The sequence below is a fragment of the Stenotrophomonas sp. STEN240 genome (assembly GCF_056756175.1).
Genome location: NZ_JBRRBO010000011.1, coordinates 87,283 through 105,357, shown reverse-complemented (window position 1 = coordinate 105,357; position 18,075 = coordinate 87,283). Strand labels below are relative to the sequence as shown.

Here is an 18,075-nt window from a genome sequence, read left to right as displayed (position 1 = left end):
GTTTTGTGGGAGCGGCGTAAGCAGCGAAGCTGGTAAACACTCCGCCGTCATTCAATCTGCGATCTGACTGATACGGCTCGCCTTGCTTCAATCGGCCGCGCCACCAGCTTCGCGGCTTACACCGCTCCTACAACCAACTTTCCTATTCCACATGGCCCGGCAGCTCCGCATCGCAAGCGATCCAAGCAGCGGGCAGGCATAATCCCGGCTTGTCCTTGGGAGTTGTAGACATGCTGGAAACAGTGGAGCAGCAAACCGGCGCGGTGCCGGAATGGTCGGTGATCTGGTTGCATGGGCTCGGTGCCGACGGCCACGACTTCGCGCCGATCGTGCCGGAGCTGGTGCGCCCGCAGTGGCCTGCCATCCGCTTCGTGTTTCCGCATGCGCCCAAGCGCCCGGTCAGCATCAACAACGGCATGCCGATGCGGGCCTGGTACGACATTGTCAGCATGGATTTCCGCAGCCGCGCCGACGCCACGGGTGTGGCCGAATCGGTGCAGCAGCTTGAAGCGCTGATCGCCCGCGAGCAGGCCCGCGGTATTCCCGCCAACCGCATCGTGCTGGCCGGCTTCTCGCAGGGTGGGGCGATCATCCTGTCGGCCGGGCTCAAGCGCAGCGAACCGGTCGCTGGGCTGGTGGCCTTGTCCACCTATCTGCCGGAAGTGGACGCCGCGCCGGCACAGCTGGTGGAAGGCGCGACCGCGCAGCCGGTATTCATGGCCCACGGCAGCGCCGATCCGGTGATCCCGCTGGCCATCGCCGAGCACAGCGCGCAGGTGCTGACCACGCTGGGCTTTGCCGTCCAGTGGCAGCGTTACCCGATGGCCCACCAGGTCTGTGGCGAGGAAATCCACGCGCTCGGCGACTGGCTGCAGGCCCGCTTCGCACAGGCCTGAGCAGTTTGTGAGCTGCAGCGCAGTTGTCGGTTTGTTGACGGCGGCGTGCAGCGAACCCGGCTACCATGTCGCCACGACTGGGGAGCCGTGAGCGAGGTAGAGGGCGTGAGGGTAGTAATTGCCGATGATGAGCCGTTGGCGCGCGAGCGCCTGCGCGCGCTGTTGGCCGAGCTTGCGCAGGTAAGCGTGGTGGGCGAGGCCGCCAACGGCAATGATGCCTTGCATGTCTGCGCACAGACCCAGCCAGATCTGGTGCTGTTGGATATCGCCATGCCGGGCATAGATGGCCTTGAAGTTGCCCGCCACCTGGCCGGCTTCGAACCGCGCCCGGCCGTGGTGTTCTGCACCGCTTACGACGCCCACGCCCTGTCCGCCTTTGAAGCGGCGGCGATTGACTACCTGATGAAGCCAGTGCGGGCCGAACGCCTGGTCGCAGCAGTGGAACGCGCCCGTACCTTCATCGCCGGCCGCCTTAGCGCCGCGCCGGCTGCGGCCACCTCGGCAAGACGCGTACTGTGCGCGCGCTTGCGTGGCAGCCTGCGGCTGGTGCCGGTGGAGGACATCCTCTACCTGCAGGCCGAGGAGAAGTACGTGGTGGTGCACCATCTGCGTGGCGAGGATCTGATCGAGGAATCGCTGCGTTCGCTGGAAGACGAGTTTTCCGGGCGGTTCATCCGCATCCATCGCAACTGCCTGATTGCCCGCGATCGGCTGCAGGAAGTGCGGCGTACGCCAGCCGGGCAGGTGCAGGCGGTGTTGCGGGATGTCCCGCAGCCGCTGGAAATCAGCCGCCGCTGCGTGGCCGGGCTGAAGACTGAACTGGAACGGCGGTGACCCGGCCGCTGGCAGCGGCGATAATGGCGGCATGAGCATCCTGCGTATCGCCACCCGAAAGAGCCCGCTTGCCCTGTGGCAGAGCGAACACGTTGCCGACCGTCTGCGCCAGGCCCATCCGGGGCTGCAGGTGGAGCTTGTGCCGATGAGCACGCGCGGCGATGAAATCCTTGATCGTTCGCTGGCTGCCATTGGCGGCAAGGGCCTGTTCCTGAAGGAGCTGGAAGTGGCGATGCTGCGCGGCGATGCCGACTGCGCGGTGCATTCGCTCAAGGACGTGCCGATGGAGCTGGAGCCGCCCTTTGCACTGCCGGCGATCCTGACCCGTGCCGACTCCGCCGACGCCTTCGTATCCAATCACTATCCTTCGCTGGAAAGCCTGCCGCAGGGCGCCTGCGTGGGCACCTCGTCGCTGCGTCGTCAGGCCCAGCTGCGCGCGCTGCGCCCGGACCTGCAATCGCGTGACCTGCGCGGCAACGTCAATACGCGGCTGGCCAAACTGGATGCAGGCGAATACGACGCCATCATCCTGGCCTGCGCTGGCCTGGAGCGATTGGAACTGGGCGCGCGTATCCGTGACCGTCTGCGTGCCCCGCAGTGGCTGCCGGCACCGGCACAGGCTGCAGTGGCGATCGAATGCAGGGCGGAAGATACAGCGACCATCAACCTGCTCAAGGCGCTGGATGACGCATCAACGCGCAGCTGCGTGGAAGCCGAGCGGGCCATGAACCGGGCGCTGGATGGCAGCTGCCATGTGCCGGTCGCGGGCCTGGCGCAGTGGCGCGGCGAGGACCTGTGGCTGCAGGGCCTGGTCGGCGGCGTGGCCGATGGCCGCGTGGTACGTGCGCAAGCGCAGGGTCCGGCAAGCAACCCGGAGGCCGTGGGCCGTGAAGTGGCGCGGCAATTGTTGGAAGGCGGCGCTGGCGAGTTGCTGCGCTGAGGGTGGTGGCTGTATTGGCTGTTGTGGCTGTTGTGGGAGCGGCGTAAGCCGCGAAGCCACAAATGCCAGGTAACGCAGAGAGCGCCGGTTGTATAGGCGCGCAAGGCACGTATGGTCAGCTTCGCGGCTTACGCCGCTCCCACAAAACCGATGCCGGGATGCCGGTTGTTCCGGGTTTACCGGTAATGCCCCTGCCGAGCATGGCTCGGCACTACCGATGTCGGTTGTTCCGGGTTTGCCGGTAAGGCCCCTGCCGAGCATGGCTCGGCACTACGGTGCTGGACCTTGCCGGGAGCCGAGCCCTCCCTTTGCCGCAGGCAAGGGGAGGGTTGGGAGGGGTGCTGTGGGTTTTTGGCTGTGCCAGGCGGCTTGCGCAACCCCCACAAACAACGCCGGAATCACTTGAAGCTGTAAACCACGTTCATGGTGGTCAGGGTGTCGGTCTTGCGCTTGTCTTCAGCGACGTCGCTGTTGTGACGGGCCTGCCAGCCTGCCTTCAGGGCGAAGTGCTTGTTCATGCTTACCGATACGCCGAAGTCATTCTGCGCGAAGGTGTTGTATGAGCCCGATTCCACCAGCAGCGAGTTGACCAGTTCGGTGTTCTCGGTGAGGGAGTACTTGAGGTCGAACAGGCCGCGGCCGATCAGGCCGGTGCGGTCTTCGTCGGTGTCGGCGTTGTGCGAGCGACGCACACCGGGGCCGATCTGCGTATCCAGGATCAGGCGTTCCCCATCGATCAGCCGGGTACCGTAGCCCAGACCGAAGCTGGCCTGGCGGTCATAGGTGGCGAAGTCATCGCTTTCGTAGCGCACCGTGGCGGTGAGCTGGCGGTGCTCGCCCAGCTGCAGGGCGCTGCCGGCGCTGCCGGTGTAACGGTTGGCGGTGGTCTGGCGCTTGCGGGTGGTGCTGCCGTCATCGGCGGTTTCGGTGTACTCGGCGCTGGAGCGCAGGCCGAACAGGTCCATGGTGTGGATCCAGTCATCATCGGTGTAGCGAAGCTTTAGACGGCCGTTGAAGCTTTCGGTGGTGCTGTTGCCGTGGGCCGAGGCAAAGCCCAGCTCACCGCCGCTGCCGCTCCAGGGGGAGGTCATGGCGGCAAGCTCGGAAGCGTCGTCGGCCCAGGCCAGCGGGGCGGCCAGCAGCAACGGCAGCAGTAGGGAAACACGCAGGGACATCAGGGGGATCTCCATGGGAGAGACGGGAATGATTGGCGATTGGATGATACCGGATGGTCCCTGACCCTCAGGCTGACGGGGGCTGGGGCTTCATTCGCTGTTATGCGGGGCGCCGGTCTGCTCCATTGCAGCCCCGAGTCGGACATAATCCGGGCATGGACCGCTATGAACGCATCAACGCGCTGCATCGTCTGCTCAAGTCCGCCCGCTACCCGGTCACGGTGATGCGGTTGCAGGAGGAGTTGAGCTGTTCCCGTGCCACGGTCTACCGCGACCTGGCCTTCCTGCGTGACGCGCTGATGGCGCCGGTGGAGGGCGATGGCGAGGCCGGGTTCCGCTACCAGAGCGGTGAAAGCGACCGTTTCGAGCTGCCTGGTTTGTGGCTGAGCTCGGAGGAGCTGCATGCCTTGCTGGCATCGCAGCACCTGTTGTCGCGTACCGGCGGCGGAGTCTTGTCGTCGATGCTGGCACCGCTGCAGCAGCGCATCGAGGGTTTGCTGGCTGCCCAGGCTGGTGCCTCGCATTGGCCGGTGGAGCGGGTACGGGTGATTCCGCACCGTGGCCGCAAGCTGGACGAAGCCAGTTTCCGCACGGTGGCCTCGGGGGTGCTGGAGCGCAAGCAGCTGTCGTTCGAGTACCGCGCGCGCTCCACGGATGAGGCGACCCGGCGCACGGTGTCGCCGCAACGCATTACCCATTACCGCGACAACTGGTATCTGGACGCCTGGGATCACAATCGCGAGGCGGTGCGCAGCTTTGCGGTCGACCGCATCCATCAGGCGCGCTTGCTGGACCAGCCGGCGCGTGATGTTGCCGACAGCGAGCTGGATGAGCAGCTGGCGGCCAGCTACGGCATTTTTTCGGGTGCCCCCAAGGGCTGGGCAACTATTGTGTTCAGTGCCAAAGCCGCGCGTTGGGTGGCTGATGAACATTGGCATTCCAAGCAGCAGGGGCGTTTCCTTGCGGACGGACGCTATGAGTTGAAGCTGCCTTACAGCGTTTCGCGTGAGCTGCTGATGGACGTACTGCATTACGGCTCTGATGCGGAGATTGTGGAACCGCAGTCTTTGCGCGAGCAGGCCAAGGCGCTGTTGTCGTTGGCGTTGAGCAATTACGACTGAGCAGTGCCGCTCTGGCGCCTTAGCTATCGCTTTTCCCCCACTTCCTCTTCCGCCAAGGTGAAGGAAGTGGGGCATTCACGTGTGGCGTCTTTTCGGTGTCAGCGTGCGCTCGCCACCACCAAACAGCTCGCACCGAAGGACATGGTTCTGCCGTGGCTGATGTTCCGGATTTCTCTCTCTAACAAACCGTCCATCAGTGCAGCGCCGATGCCGGCCTTGTGGTCGTTAGCAGCTTCTTGGTTTGGAGTCCGCTTAACGCCAAGGCGGTGTGGCAACGAGCGAAGCAAGAAGATAGGGGCGGGAAGCGGGCGAAAAAAATACGTTGCGTAGTCTATCTTCAGGCCAGCTCCTTCGATCACAGAGCAAATGGAATCGCGTGTATACCTGCGGAAATGACCTGCAAGTTCGTCTTCTTCGGACCACAGCATGGAGTAAGTCGGCACGGTGGCATAGAGGCGTCCGTTGGGCTTGAGGAGATTCCTTATCGAAGTTAGAAAGTTATGATCCTCTTCTATGTGTTCGATGACATCGAAAAGGCCCACTCCATCCAGAGTCGAGTTCTTGAATCCCGCGTCAGTCGTTGTGGCGCAGATCACGGTAGGGATGCCTCGCGATTTTCCGTTTGCTGCACCGGATGGACCTGGTTCAACCAGTACTGTTTCAAATCCAGCTTTGATTAGCCCACAGCTAACGAAGCCATTCCCTCCCCCGATATCAAATATTGGTCCATTGTTGGCCGGTGGAAACACCGTCGCCGCCATCGTGATGCACGCATTGCGGTGCTTGAACCAGAACGATGATTCCTCCAGTTCAAAGCATGCTTGGTTGCCTTCTTCCGGGTATGAGATAGCTTCGGTCGATGCCGCGGACCAGATTCCGGTCTTGTCGAGTCTTAGGTTTGGCGCAATCTCGGAAATGCTTGGCATTGAAATCCCTTGATGCTAGGTGTAGTAAGTCGGATGATCCATACACGGCTTCAGTTGCGGAATTTACAGGCTTGTGGCTTACAAGTAATTGATAGTTGTTGAGAAATTCCATTAATGCATTCGTGGCCAGTTTCGTAAGCCGTCGGTCTGCTTATTTATTATTCTTTGCTTGACTACAGTTTTGCTAATCATGACTTGTGGAATGGGAGGCAATGCTGGCCTAACTGGCCTAAGATGTAGCAGTACGGGAGCTAATGCAACTCGGTACCCAAGGTGTTTTTGAATTGGGTATATAGGGTTGTTGCATAAATGCAGGCGAATTTCAGTGAAGGGCACTATCGAGGCTGCCTTGACCGAAATTATTACGGTTTAAAATGGATGCCTGAATCTGGTAGATATGGTTTGGCCATGCTTTGCCTTTGCGCTTGTTTCGCTCCCCTTCTTTGTGAGCGGAGAGGGGTGTTGGCTGCAAAAATCCACAAAAAAACAGCCGCTTTCGCGGCTGTTTTTTTAAATCACTGCGCTATCAAACTTTCCGCCATCAAACCCGGCCGAAGATCAACGTCGCATTGGTGCCGCCAAAGCCGAAGCTGTTCGACATCACCGTATCCAGCTTCGCTTCCTGCGTCTTGCGCAGGATCGGGAAGCCTTCGACGCGCTCGTCCAGCGTTTCAATATTGGCCGAGCCGGCCATGAAGCCATCGCGCATCATCAGCAGGCAGTAGATCGCCTCGTGCACGCTGGCTGCGCCCAACGAATGGCCCGACAGCGCCTTGGTCGAAGACAGCGGCGGCACCGCATCACCAAACACCTGGCGAACTGCGCCCAGCTCGGTCACGTCGCCCAGCGGGGTCGAGGTGCCGTGAGTGTTCAGATAGTCGATCGGTCGGTCCAGGCCTTCCATCGCCATCTTCATGCAGCGCACGGCGCCTTCGCCGGACGGGGCAACCATGTCGGCACCGTCGGAGGTCACACCATAGCCAACCAGCTCGGCATAGATGCGCGCGCCACGAGCCACGGCGTGGTCGTAGTCTTCCAGCACCAGCATGCCGGCGCCGCCAGCGATGACGAAGCCGTCGCGGTTGGCGTCGTAAGGACGCGATGCGGTGCTCGGGGTTTCGTTGAAGCTGGTGGACAGTGCGCCCATGGCGTCGAACATCACGCTCATCGACCAGTGCAGGTCTTCACCGCCGCCGGCAAACATCACGTCCTGTGCGCCGTGACGGATCAGGTCGGCAGCTGCGCCGATGCAATGTGCCGAGGTGGCGCAGGCCGCCGACAGCGAGTAGCTCAGGCCCTTGATGCTGAAAGCGGTGGCCAGGTTGGCCGACACGGTCGAGCACATCGTGCGCGGCACCATGTACGGGCCTACCTTGCGCACGCCACGGTTGCGCAGCAGATCGGCCGCTTCCACCTGCCATTCGCTGGAACCGCCGCCGGAGCCGGCGATCAGGCCGCTACGCACGTTGCTGACCTGGCTTTCGTTCAGGCCGGCATCGGCGATGGCGTCACGCATGGCGACGTAGCTGAAGGCGGCCGCATCGCTCATGAAACGCTTGAGCTTGCGGTCCACCTGGGCGTCCAGGTCGATATCGACCTTGCCGCCAACCTGGCTGCGCAGGCCGGCTTCGGCATGGTCGGGCAGGGCGACGATGCCAGGGCGGCTGTCACGCAGGGCGCTGGAGACGGTGTCCAGATCGTTGCCAAGGCAGGACGTGATGCCCATGCCGGTAATGACGACACGACGCATCAGAAGCTCTCGGTTGAGGTGAACAGACCTACGCGCAGGTCCTTGGCGGAATAGATCTCGCGGCCGTCGACCAGCATGCGGGCGTCGGTCTGTGCCATCACCAGCTTGCGGTTGATCACACGCGAGACATCGATTTCGTATTGCACCAGCTTGGCGCTGGGCAGCACCTGGCCGGTGAACTTGACCTCGCCACAGCCCAGCGCACGGCCGCGGCCTTCGGCGCCCAGCCAGGTGAGATAGAAGCCGGTCAGCTGCCACATGGCATCCAGGCCCAGGCAGCCCGGCATCACCGGGTCGCCAATGAAGTGGCAGCCGAAGAACCACAGGTCAGGACGGATATCCAGTTCTGCCCGGATCAGGCCCTTGCCGTGGGCGCCACCGTCCTCGCGGATCTCGGTGATGCGGTCGAACATCAGCATCGGGTCGTTGGGCAGGCGGCCCTTGTTGGGGCCGAAAAGTTCGCCACGCGCGCTGGCCAGCAGCTGGTCGCGCGTGAAAGCATGCAGACGGGTCATCCGGGGTAATCCAAAGCCTTTGCGAGCCGCCGAGCATGCTGCAGCATTGCCGTTCAATCAAATGTTTTAACTGGACGGTTGCGTATGTTAGCTGCAGATAAGCGCCGTTCGCGGGCTGTTACGGGAGGTATGAATAAGTACATTTGTGAGGACAAGTGTGCATTTAGCGACAACAGCTATCATGTTGACGACCTTTTCGGACTGTTGCCTTGAGCCCACAACGCAAGATCATCCATGTCGACATGGACGCCTTCTACGCGTCCGTGGAGCAGCGTGATGACCCCGGTTTGCGCGGACGGCCGGTGGTGGTGGCCTGGCGCGGGGCGCGTTCGGTGGTGTGCGCGGCGTCCTATGAGGCGCGCAAGTTCGGAATACGCTCGGCGATGCCGGCGTTGCGCGCCGAGCGGCTGTGCCCGGATGCGGTGTTCGTGCCGCCGGACTTTGCCCGCTACAAGGCGGTATCACGGCAGATCCGCGAGATCTTCCTGGGTCACACCCCGCTGGTGGAGCCGCTGTCGCTGGATGAGGCCTATCTGGATGTAAGTGATTCGCCCAGTTGCGGTGGCATCGCCACCGAGATTGCCCGCACCATCCGCGCACAGATCCGCGAGACCACCGGCCTGACCGCCTCGGCCGGTATTGCGCCCAACAAATTCCTGGCCAAGGTGGCCTCGGACTGGCGCAAGCCGGATGGCCAGTTCGTGGTGCCACCGTCGCGGGTCGAGCAGTTCCTGACGCCCTTGCCGGTCAAGCGGGTGCCGGGTGTGGGCAAGGTGATGGAGGGCAAGCTGTCGGCGCTGGGCATCGTGACCGTGGGTGATCTGCGTGCGCTGCCACTTGAGCAGTTGCAGGCCTTGTTCGGCAGTTTCGGCGGCGGCCTGTACCGGCGCGCACGCGGCATCGATGATCGGCCGGTGGAGCCGGACCAGCCAGTGCAGTCGATTTCCTCGGAAGACACGTTTGCCGAAGATCTGCACATGGGCGAGTTCGACGAGGCGATCACCCAGTTGGCCGAGCGCACCTGGCGTGCCACCGGGCGCACCGAGCGCATCGGCCATACCGTCGTGCTGAAATTGAAGACGGCGCAGTTCCGCCTTCTTACCCGCAGCTATACACCGGATACGCCGCCGGGCTCGGTCGAGGAACTGCGTGACATCGCATTGGCGCTGTGCCAGCGCGTGCAGCTGCCGGCGGATACGCGTTATCGGCTGGTGGGCGTGGGTTTGTCGGGCTTCCGTGACCGTGACGAAGTCGTAGTGCAGGGTGATCTGTTCCGCAACATAGCGTTGGAATGAGCACATTCTTTGCGCGGGCCTGCGCCGTTACAATCGATGACTCATTGTCTGGGAGTGTGGATGCGTGGCGATCAAAGCCTTGGTGTTCGATTTGGATGGCACGCTGGTAGACAGCGCGGGTGATATCGCCGAGGCAGTGAACCTCACCTTGGAAGAGCTGGCGTTGCCGCGCGTATCGGAGGCAACGGTACGCAGCTGGATAGGCGAGGGCGTACGCAAGTTGATGACTACCGCGTTGGCGCATGCCGGCAGTGCATTGGAGCTGGATGCGGCGATGCCGGTTTTCATGCGGCATTACACAGCGTGCCTGCTGCGCAGCCCGCGCCTGTATGACGGTGTCGGCGAAGCCCTGAGCGCACTGCAGGCACGCGGCCTGCCGATGGCCATCTGCACCAACAAGCCGGCAGCGCTGGTACCGCCGTTGTTGCAGCATCTGGGCATTGCCGGATTCTTTGCCCACATCATCGGTGGCGATTCACTGCCGCAGCGCAAGCCGCACGCGGAGCCGTTGTTGCATGTGGCCGAGTTGTTGCAGCAGCCGGTAGCGAACTGTCTGATGGTGGGGGATTCGGGCACCGATCTGGGCGCGGCAAACAACGCCCGCATGCCGATCGTGCTGGTGCGCTATGGCTATTCGCGTGACCTGGACCTGGACGCAGCCGATGCAGTGGCGGTGATCGACGATATGCGCGAGTTGCTGACGATCGTCGCGTAGCTGGGCTTTTGTAGGAGCGGCGTAAGTCGCGAAGCTGATGGACTATCCGAATGCGGATAATCCTGCGACTTCATTGGTGTCAGCTTCGCGGCTTATGCCGCTCCTACAAATCAGGGGCCACAGCCTCATTTCCGACAGTTATCAATAATCATTCTCATTTGATGTAGAATGCAGCCATCAGCAGCGTGCCTGGCGTTTGATTCCGGCAGCTGCATTCGATATCCGTCGTTCCTCAAGCTGTTCGCCAGGGGGGCGCATCCCCACTGTCGAGAGGCTTCCCCCATGTCCCGTCGTTCTTCGTCGCGGTTGTCCGCGCGTGCTCCTTTGTCCCGTCGTCCGCTGGCCGCTGCGCTTGCCCTGTCGGCATTGATTGCCGGGCCGGCAATGGCTGACGCTGCAGCCGATGCCACCGACATCGACACCGTGCACGTCACCGCCGAGCAGATCGCCAAGCAGGCCTTGGGCAGCTCGGTGATCACCGCGGTGGACCTGGAGCGCCTGCCGCCGGCCAATGACTTGTCTGAAGTCATCCGCCGCATGCCCGGCATCAATCTGACCGGCAATACCGCGTCCGGTTCCTACGGCAACTTCCGCCAGATCGACATCCGCGGCATGGGTCCGGAGAACACCTTGATCCTGATCGACGGCCGCCCGGTCAGCTCGCGTGACTCGGTGCGCATGGGCCGCAGCGGTGAACGCAACAGCCGCGGCGACAGCAACTGGGTGCCGGCCGAAGCGGTGGAACGCATCGAAGTGCTGCGCGGCCCGGCAGCAGCACGTTACGGCTCCGGCGCTTCCGGCGGTGTGGTCAACATCATCACCAAGAAGCCGACCGGTGATCTCACCGGCTCGCTGACCTTGTATGGCAGCCAGGCCGAGCACAGCGAGGAAGGCGACAGCGAACGCGTGGGCTTCCAGTTGTCCGGCCCGTTGAGCGAGCAGCTCTCGTTCCGTCTGTTCGGCAACGTCAACAAGACCGAGCCGGATTCGCTGTATCTCAACAAGGATTTCGCTACCGGTGTAACTCCACCGGCGGGCCGCGAAGGCGTGCGCAACCGTGATGTCAGCGGCCTGCTGCGTTACGACATCAATGACAACCATGTGCTGGAACTGGATGCCAGCGTCAGCCGCCAGGGCAATATCTATTCGGGCGAACGCGGCGTCAGCGGGGATGGTTTCGAGCGTTTGAATGCACTGTACGGTGCCGAGACCAACGTCATGCTGCGCCGCTCGTTCGGCCTCACCCATCGTGGCAGCTATGACTGGGGCAGCTCGCGTATCACCGCGGCCTACGACGACACCGACAATACCCGCCTCAACGAAGGTCTGGCCGGCGGCCCGGAAGGATCAATCACTGAAGGTGCGAGCTTCTCCACCTCCGAGCTCACTTCCGCGCGCGTGGATGGCGAGATCAACGTGCCCTTGAACTGGGGAGGTATCGAGCAGGTCGCTACGCTGGGCTTCGAATACCGCGACATGAAGTTGGATGACCCTTACTCGGTCACCCAGAGTTCGAGCAGCGGTGGCGGTATCCCCGGCTATGAAGGTGTGCGCACCGGCAAGAGTGACCAGCAGTTCGCGGCGGTTTTCGTCGAGGACAATCTGTACATCGGTGAACGCTGGACGCTGACGCCGGGCCTGCGTTTCGACCACCATTCGCAGTTCGGCAACAACCTCAGCCCTAGCCTCAACGTGCAGTTCAAGCTGGCGCAGGACTGGGCTATCAAGGGCGGCATCGCGCGTGCGTTCAAGGCGCCAAATCTCTATCAGGCCAACCCGGATTACCTCTACTACACACGCGGCAATGGCTGCCCGGTGTTGAACCCGAACCTGGGCTCGGGCTGCTACGTGATGGGCAACGCGGACCTGGATCCGGAAACCAGCATCAACAAGGAAATCGGCATTGAATGGGCGCCGGACAACGGCTGGCATGCCTCGGTGACGTATTTCCACAACGACTACAAGGACAAGATCGTTGCCGGCCAGAACCGTATCGGCATCACCAATGACACCAAGGGCCAGGTGTTCCAGTGGACCAATGCACCGGAAGCCATCATCCGTGGTGTCGAAGGCAACGTGAAGGTGCCGCTGCTCGGTGGCGGTGATGTGCTGTCGTGGAATACCAATGTGACCTGGATGATCGAGAACGTCGACAAGACCACCGACCAGCCGCTGTCCATCATTCCCGAGTACACCGTCAACACCTTCCTGGATTGGCAGGTCAATGCGCAGTTGTCGTTCATGCTGACCGGCACCTTCTACGGCAAGCAGGAATCGGCTACGCAATCCAACACCACCGGTGCGCTGCTGCCGCGCGATACCCGTGCGGCCTATGACCTGTGGAGCCTGGGCGGCCAGTACCGCATCACGCCCAAGGTGCGGCTGGGTGGCGGCATCAACAACCTGTTCGACAAGCGCCTGTTCCGCGAAGGCACCACCAGCACCAGTGCCACCGGCGCAGGTGCCGATACCTACAACGAACCCGGCCGCAGCTACTGGGTGAACCTGAGCGTCGGCTTCTGATGCGTACCTTCAGGCTTGCAGCGGCGGCCGTCGTGTTGACGGTCGCCGCCATGGGGATGCCGTTGGCATCGGCGCAACCTGACCCGACCGCGCGGGTCGGCGTCACGGTGGCCGATGCCACGCTGCAGGGCTATCGCTTCGAGCAGCTGCGGATCAGTTCCGCCGATGGCCAGCGTCATTACCGGGTGCATTTGGCGCTACCGCGTGCGTCAGCTCCCGCGCAGGGATTCCCGGTTGCCTATCTGCTGGACGGCAATGCGGCACTGATGGAGCTGGATGCGGCGTTGTTGCAGCGGCTGGCGGCGCAGCCGCGGCCACCGGTGCTGGCGCTGATTGCCCACGACAATGATCTGCGCATCGATGGAACGGCGCGCAGCTTCGACTACACCCCGCGGCGAACGCCGGGTAAGGCCGAGGAGTTCGACGTAATGAACGTGCAGCGGCGCAGTGGCGGTGCCGACGCCTTCCTCGATCTGATCGAAAGCCGGATCAAGCCTGCCGTGGCCGCAAAGGCGAACCTCGACCCTGCGCGGCAGATGTTGTGGGGCCACTCCTATGGCGGGCTCTTCGTGTTGCACGCGTTGGCGCGGCGGCCCGCTGCGTTCAGTGACTATGTCGCAGTGGATCCTTCGCTGTGGTGGGCAGACGGTTTCATCGTCGATGAGCTCGAACATCACGCCGTTCCGTTGGCGGCGCCGGCCAAGCTGTTGCTGATCCAGGGCAGGCCTGCCGCTGGCAAGCCGGCGCAGCGCAGTACCGACCATGCGGCACGTGCTGCAGGCAACGCGCAGGCAGCTGCACGCTTGGATGCCGCGTTGCGTGAGATGCATGGCTTGGATGTTGAAAAGCAGGGTTTGCCGGGACTCAGTCACGGCCAGACACTGGGGGCGGCAATCGCGCCGGCACTGCTGTCGCTGTCGCGTTGAGTGCGGTGCAATACGCTGTTGATGACGCTGGCTGCTGCATGCAGCCAGCGTGTCCCGGCTAGCGCGGCGTCTGCGCCAGTGCGCGGTAGTCGCGAGGGGTCATACCCACGGTGTTCTTGAACTGACGCGAGAAGGCGCTCTGATCGGAAAACCCACAGGCCTGGCCGACGCCGGCAATGCTGGATCCGGTGAACAACATGCGCGTGGCTGCGTCGATCCGGAACTTGGTGAGCAGCTGCTGCGGGGTGAGCTGGAATACTTTCTTGAACAACCGTTCCAGCTGCGCCACCGACACTCCGCTCTTGCCGGCCAGCGTGCGCACCCGCAGCGGTTCGTGGAAGTGCGCCTGCATGTATTCAACTGCTTCGAGCAGCCGCTGGAACGAGGAATGCTCGCGGTCAGGCTGGCCCAGATCGCGGGAAATGCCGATCAGGCCGACGATGCGGTTGTCTTCCACCAAGGGTTGCTTCAGCGTCAGGCACCAGCCGGGGCTGCGGTTGGCATACAGCTGCAGCTCGAGCAGATCCTCGATGACCTCACCACCGAGCACACGCTGATCCTGCTGGATATAGCGTGCGGCCAGATGCGCCGGGTACAACTGCAACACGCTCTTGCCGACGATTTCCTCGCGGCTCTTCTTGGCAAGCCGCTGCATCAAGGTCTGGTTGACGTGGGTATACCGGCACTCGGTGTCCTTGATGAAAAAAACCACGTCGGGTAATGGATCAAACATGCGCACCAGCACCTGGGGCGACAGGGTGACAGCCATGGTGGTGCTCTCCGTTGCAGAGCGCACACCCTGCCATTTCGAAGGCGGCCTCTCAAGCAAAACGATTGTGCTCAAATCCGCATCGCCAAGGCGAACATACACCTAGCGTGGTACAGCCGGACCGGTAGATGATTGCTCCCGAAATGTACGGTCAATCATTTCTTTCGATTTGGTTTGACTATGCAAATCAATTGGTTGCATGTGAGATTTGTCCGGCCTGAGTCATGACTGGCACAGGGGGAACTGCGCGGGGGTGTAGTGCGGGTGCCGCGGCTGCATGCGGCATTCGGCGGATTTCAATGTAGCGGTTGAAGCAGGGCGCGGTCAGCCGGTGCAGCGGAATGCAGTCGCTCCGGCACTGCTGCCAGTCTTCAATGAGGCGTGCGTTGGACTGTGGTCCAGCAGCCGCCGGCGCCGGGCGCCGATGCGCCCCGCTGCAGGGATAGAGAAAGGTTCATCGCGCTGGCATTGGCCGGCGGCGCAAGTGTGCGCTGCGTGCTGCCCTGGGGAGGGCGCAACAGTGGCAGCCCCGCGTTCGGTGGCCTGCACGGCGTTGCATCCGGCTGTTGCGCGGTGACGTTGCGTTGCCGCTGACTGCAGCGGGCTCAGTGGTGTTCAACCGAAGTTTCCTTGGCGTCGTTTGTCATTGTTTTCGCACTTGTGAGGGGAAGGAAATGCCTATCAACAATCGTGTCAGCGGCCTGCCGCTGCGTCGCCGGGGGGCTTTGGCGGTTGCCGTTGCCCTTGCCCTGTTTTCCAGTGGTACGGGCATCGCCCTTGCCCAGGATGCCGAACCGCAACAGGACAAGGCCAAGGCTGCCTCCAGTCATGGCGAGAGCCCGACGGCCAAGGACCTGGACACCGTCATCGTGACCGGCTCGCGCATCCGTCGCGAGCCGGGTTTCGAGGGCCCTGCGCCGGTGACCGCCATCAGTGCGGAAAAGATCCAGGCCTCCGGTTACACCCAGATCGCCGATCTGGTGAACCAGCTGCCAAGTTTTGCCGCAACCCAGACCACGCAGACCGCCAACCAGACCGGCGATGTCGGTGTCAGTGCGTTGGATCTGCGCGGCATGGGCGTGCAACGCACGCTGACCCTGGTGGACGGCCGTCGCCAGGTTGCCTCCATTCCCGGCACCGCCGGTGTGGATGTCAGCGCGCTGCCTGCCAGCATGATCGAACGCGTGGACGTGGTGACCGGCGGTGCCTCCGCGTTATATGGCGCCGATGCCGTCAACGGCGTGGTCAACTTCATCCTCAAACGGGATTACGAGGGCCTGGAATCGAGCCTGCGCTATGGCGATTCCTCGCGCGGCGACATGCCCACCTATACCGGTGACGTGTTGTTCGGCAAAAACTTCGCCGACAACCGCGGCAACTTCACGCTGTATGGTTTCTGGGAGAAGAACTCCGGTACCGTGCGCGGCCAGGACCGTCCGTGGACCGCCAACGGCTACCCTTACTATTCGCGTGCCAGCAGCGCCGATCCGTATCAGATCCTGGACAACAGCCGTAACGTCTACAACTCGCCCAACGCGACGGTATCGCTGGGCGACTGCACCGCGGCCAATGCCGCCAGCTGTCTGTATACCTTCAATCCGGATGGCTCGCTGCGGCACTCGCAGCTCGGTCCGGGTGGGCTGACCAACCTCAATTCGAGTTTCAACGTGCTGCAGCAGGGCACCACCGATGGTGGTGAATTCGGCGGCCGCTATGACTCCTGGTACCTGGTGACGCCGTCGGACCGGCAGACGGTGCGTTCGACGCTTGATTTCGATGTAACCGATTCGCTGCGTCTGGTCGGTACGGTCAATTATTCGCAGAGCCAGTCCGAGGCTTCATGGCGTTCGCTCAGCACCTATGGCTCCGGTGGCAGCGAGGTGGTGCCGTACTACAGCCCCTTCATCACCCAGGAGATGATCGACGCCAACGGTGGTGACTTCACCGATGGCATTGCGTTCGGCCGTCACTTTGACGAAGAGCTGGGCCATATGCGCCAGCAGACCGACCGCAAGCTGCTGCAGGCCACGGTAGGTATCGAGGGCTATTTCGATTTCATCGGCCGCAGCTGGAATTACGAGGCCTACTATTCCTACGGCCGTAGCCGCCAGCGCACACGCGAACTCAATGCCGGTTCCTATGACCGCCTGTTGGCCGGCCTGGACTCCTATGTGGATGACGCCGGCAACCCGATCTGCTGGGATGGCCCGGCCGGTTGCGTGGCGATCAACCCGTTCAAGCGGTTGACCCCGGACATGGTCGATTGGCTGACCTACAACACCGATTGGTCCTCGACCACGTTGACGCAGAAGGTGGCCTCGGCCTATGTCTCTGGCGGCCTGTTCGACCTGCCCGGAGGTGAAGCCAAGATCGTGCTGGGTGCGGAGTACCGCAAAGAGCGCAACGAGATTGGCAGCATCGCCCAGTACGACCCGACCAATCCGGCCTACGACCCCAGCCTGGGCACCACCCAGGATCGCTTGAACGGCGAGTTCAGTGTCAAGGAGATCTTCAGCGAGCTTAGCCTGCCGCTGTTGTCCGATGTTGCCGGCGCCAAGCGTTTGTCGCTGGAGCTGGCAGGGCGTCTGTCCAACTACAGCACCGCCGGCCGCACCACCACCACCAAGCTCGGGCTGGAGTGGGCGCCGATCGATGACATCACCTTGCGCGGCACCTACGGCAAGGCCATCCGTGCACCGAACATCGGTGAGCTCTACACGGCGGGCAGTGTCTCGGCTGCGTGGATCTACGACCCCTGCAATGACTATGCGTTGGCCAACCGCACCAGTACCACCAGCTACACGGCGGGCAACTGCGCGACCATCAGCCCCAGCGATACCAGCGTCGGCAACTACTGGCAGTGGAAGGACATCGTCTATTCGGGCAACAAGAGCCTGAAGCCTGAAACGGCCAAGACCACGACGTTTGGCGTGGTGCTGCGGCCGCGTTTCATTTCCAACCTGACGGTGTCGGCCGACTATTACAAGATCGACCTGCGCGGGGTGATCTCTTCGCTGAACTACCAGACCATCCTCAACCGCTGTGTCGACCAGGCCAGTCTGGACAACGTCTTCTGCGATCTGGTCACGCGCGACGGAGCCGGCGATATCGTCCAGGTGGGCGTGCAGCAGTTGAACCTGTCGCAAAGCATCGCCCGCGGCGTGGATATCAACGCCAACTGGTACTACGACCTCGGCGAAACGGCTGAGTCCGACGCCGGCCGCGTCATCCTGGACCTGACCTATGGCCGGACACTGGAGCGCAAGTTCGTCGCCGACCCGGCCAACCCGGATGATGCCTGGGATTACCTCACCTTGTGGGGTACGCCGAAGTGGAAGGGTACCGTGCGTACCGGCTGGTCCAACCCGACGATGAGCTTCTACTGGACGCTGCGTCATGTCTCCAAGATGCGTGGCAGCAATACTTCGACTGCAACCTATGAGCGGCAGTGGGCGGGCAATACGTTCTACAGCGATTTCTACGCCAGCTACCAGCTCACGCCGAAGGTCAGCGTATTCGGTGGCATGAACAACGCATTTGATCGTGCGCCGCCGCGCGTGCCGGGTGCTGAAGCCGGTGGTGCGGGCTTCAACCAGAGCGGTTACCAGGCAGCGGTATATGACGTGCTGGGCCGTACCTTCAATCTGGGTGTACGCGTGAAGCTGTAACGCGCAATAGTCCTCGCAAACG

At 62.5% G+C, this 18,075-nt stretch carries 14 protein-coding genes; 9 read left to right on the top strand and 5 right to left on the bottom strand.

Annotated features, from left to right (window positions below; genetic code table 11):
• Positions 1-230: 230 nt before the first annotated feature.
• The 3 genes from ACVOKO_RS07380 to hemC all read left to right on the top strand — a co-directional run bounded on the left by ACVOKO_RS07380 (position 231) and on the right by hemC (position 2,670).
• Positions 231-896 (top strand): alpha/beta hydrolase, encoded by a 666-nt coding sequence (locus ACVOKO_RS07380; RefSeq protein ID WP_346498288.1) that lies wholly within the window; start codon positions 231-233, stop codon positions 894-896.
• Between the two features lie 105 nt (positions 897-1,001).
• Complete coding sequence (locus ACVOKO_RS07375; RefSeq protein WP_346498287.1) at positions 1,002-1,730, top strand: LytR/AlgR family response regulator transcription factor; 729 nt, start codon at positions 1,002-1,004, stop codon at positions 1,728-1,730.
• 31 nt (positions 1,731-1,761) lie between these two features.
• Entirely contained in the window at positions 1,762-2,670 is a 909-nt protein-coding gene (gene hemC / locus ACVOKO_RS07370) for a hydroxymethylbilane synthase (protein ID WP_346498286.1), read from the top strand.
• Positions 2,671-3,068: 398 nt separating this feature from the next.
• Here the strand turns inward: hemC and ACVOKO_RS07365 are convergent, their stop codons facing one another.
• The gene (locus ACVOKO_RS07365; RefSeq protein ID WP_346498285.1) at positions 3,069-3,845 is read right to left on the bottom strand and encodes a DUF481 domain-containing protein; all 777 of its coding nucleotides are present in this window, start codon (positions 3,843-3,845) and stop codon (positions 3,069-3,071) included.
• 155 nt (positions 3,846-4,000) lie between these two features.
• Between ACVOKO_RS07365 and ACVOKO_RS07360 the strand changes: the two genes are divergently transcribed.
• Positions 4,001-4,966 carry a helix-turn-helix transcriptional regulator gene (locus ACVOKO_RS07360; protein WP_062169540.1) on the top strand — a complete coding sequence of 322 codons (966 nt, stop codon included), beginning with the start codon at positions 4,001-4,003 and terminating at the stop codon, positions 4,964-4,966.
• 98 nt (positions 4,967-5,064) lie between these two features.
• Here the strand turns inward: ACVOKO_RS07360 and ACVOKO_RS07355 are convergent, their stop codons facing one another.
• The 3 genes from ACVOKO_RS07355 to fabA all read right to left on the bottom strand — a co-directional run bounded on the left by ACVOKO_RS07355 (position 5,065) and on the right by fabA (position 8,157).
• Complete coding sequence (locus tag ACVOKO_RS07355) at positions 5,065-5,892, bottom strand: class I SAM-dependent methyltransferase (RefSeq protein ID WP_346498284.1); 828 nt, start codon at positions 5,890-5,892, stop codon at positions 5,065-5,067.
• A 541-nt stretch (positions 5,893-6,433) separates the two neighbouring features.
• Positions 6,434-7,642, bottom strand: coding sequence for a beta-ketoacyl-ACP synthase I (gene fabB / locus ACVOKO_RS07350; protein WP_346498283.1), 1,209 nt, complete (start codon positions 7,640-7,642; stop codon positions 6,434-6,436).
• Positions 7,642-8,157, bottom strand: coding sequence for a 3-hydroxyacyl-[acyl-carrier-protein] dehydratase FabA (gene fabA, locus ACVOKO_RS07345; protein ID WP_346498282.1), 516 nt, complete (start codon positions 8,155-8,157; stop codon positions 7,642-7,644). Before fabA ends, fabB begins: the two co-directional genes overlap by 1 nt.
• 209 nt (positions 8,158-8,366) lie before the next feature.
• Here fabA and dinB point away from each other — a divergent pair, with 209 nt between their 5' ends.
• From dinB to ACVOKO_RS07325, 4 genes are all read left to right on the top strand, one after another.
• Positions 8,367-9,452, top strand: coding sequence for a DNA polymerase IV (gene dinB / locus ACVOKO_RS07340; protein WP_346498281.1), 1,086 nt, complete (start codon positions 8,367-8,369; stop codon positions 9,450-9,452).
• A 64-nt stretch (positions 9,453-9,516) separates the two neighbouring features.
• The gene (gene gph / locus ACVOKO_RS07335) at positions 9,517-10,167 is read left to right on the top strand and encodes a phosphoglycolate phosphatase (RefSeq protein ID WP_346498280.1); all 651 of its coding nucleotides are present in this window, start codon (positions 9,517-9,519) and stop codon (positions 10,165-10,167) included.
• Positions 10,168-10,449: 282 nt separating this feature from the next.
• Positions 10,450-12,690: a FepA family TonB-dependent siderophore receptor gene (locus ACVOKO_RS07330; RefSeq protein ID WP_346498279.1), complete on the top strand. Its 2,241-nt coding sequence runs from the start codon at positions 10,450-10,452 to the stop codon at positions 12,688-12,690.
• Positions 12,690-13,616, top strand: a complete 927-nt coding sequence (locus ACVOKO_RS07325) for an alpha/beta hydrolase (protein WP_346498278.1) — start codon at positions 12,690-12,692, stop codon at positions 13,614-13,616. Before ACVOKO_RS07330 ends, ACVOKO_RS07325 begins: the two co-directional genes overlap by 1 nt.
• A 58-nt stretch (positions 13,617-13,674) precedes the next feature.
• Here ACVOKO_RS07325 and ACVOKO_RS07320 read toward each other — a convergent pair whose 3' ends face one another.
• Entirely contained in the window at positions 13,675-14,385 is a 711-nt protein-coding gene (locus tag ACVOKO_RS07320) for an AraC family transcriptional regulator (protein ID WP_346498277.1), read from the bottom strand.
• Positions 14,386-15,059: 674 nt separating this feature from the next.
• On the opposite strand from ACVOKO_RS07320, the gene ACVOKO_RS07315 reads away from it, so the two are divergent.
• Positions 15,060-18,053 (top strand): TonB-dependent receptor domain-containing protein, encoded by a 2,994-nt coding sequence (locus tag ACVOKO_RS07315; RefSeq protein ID WP_346498276.1) that lies wholly within the window; start codon positions 15,060-15,062, stop codon positions 18,051-18,053.
• Positions 18,054-18,075: the final 22 nt, after the last annotated feature.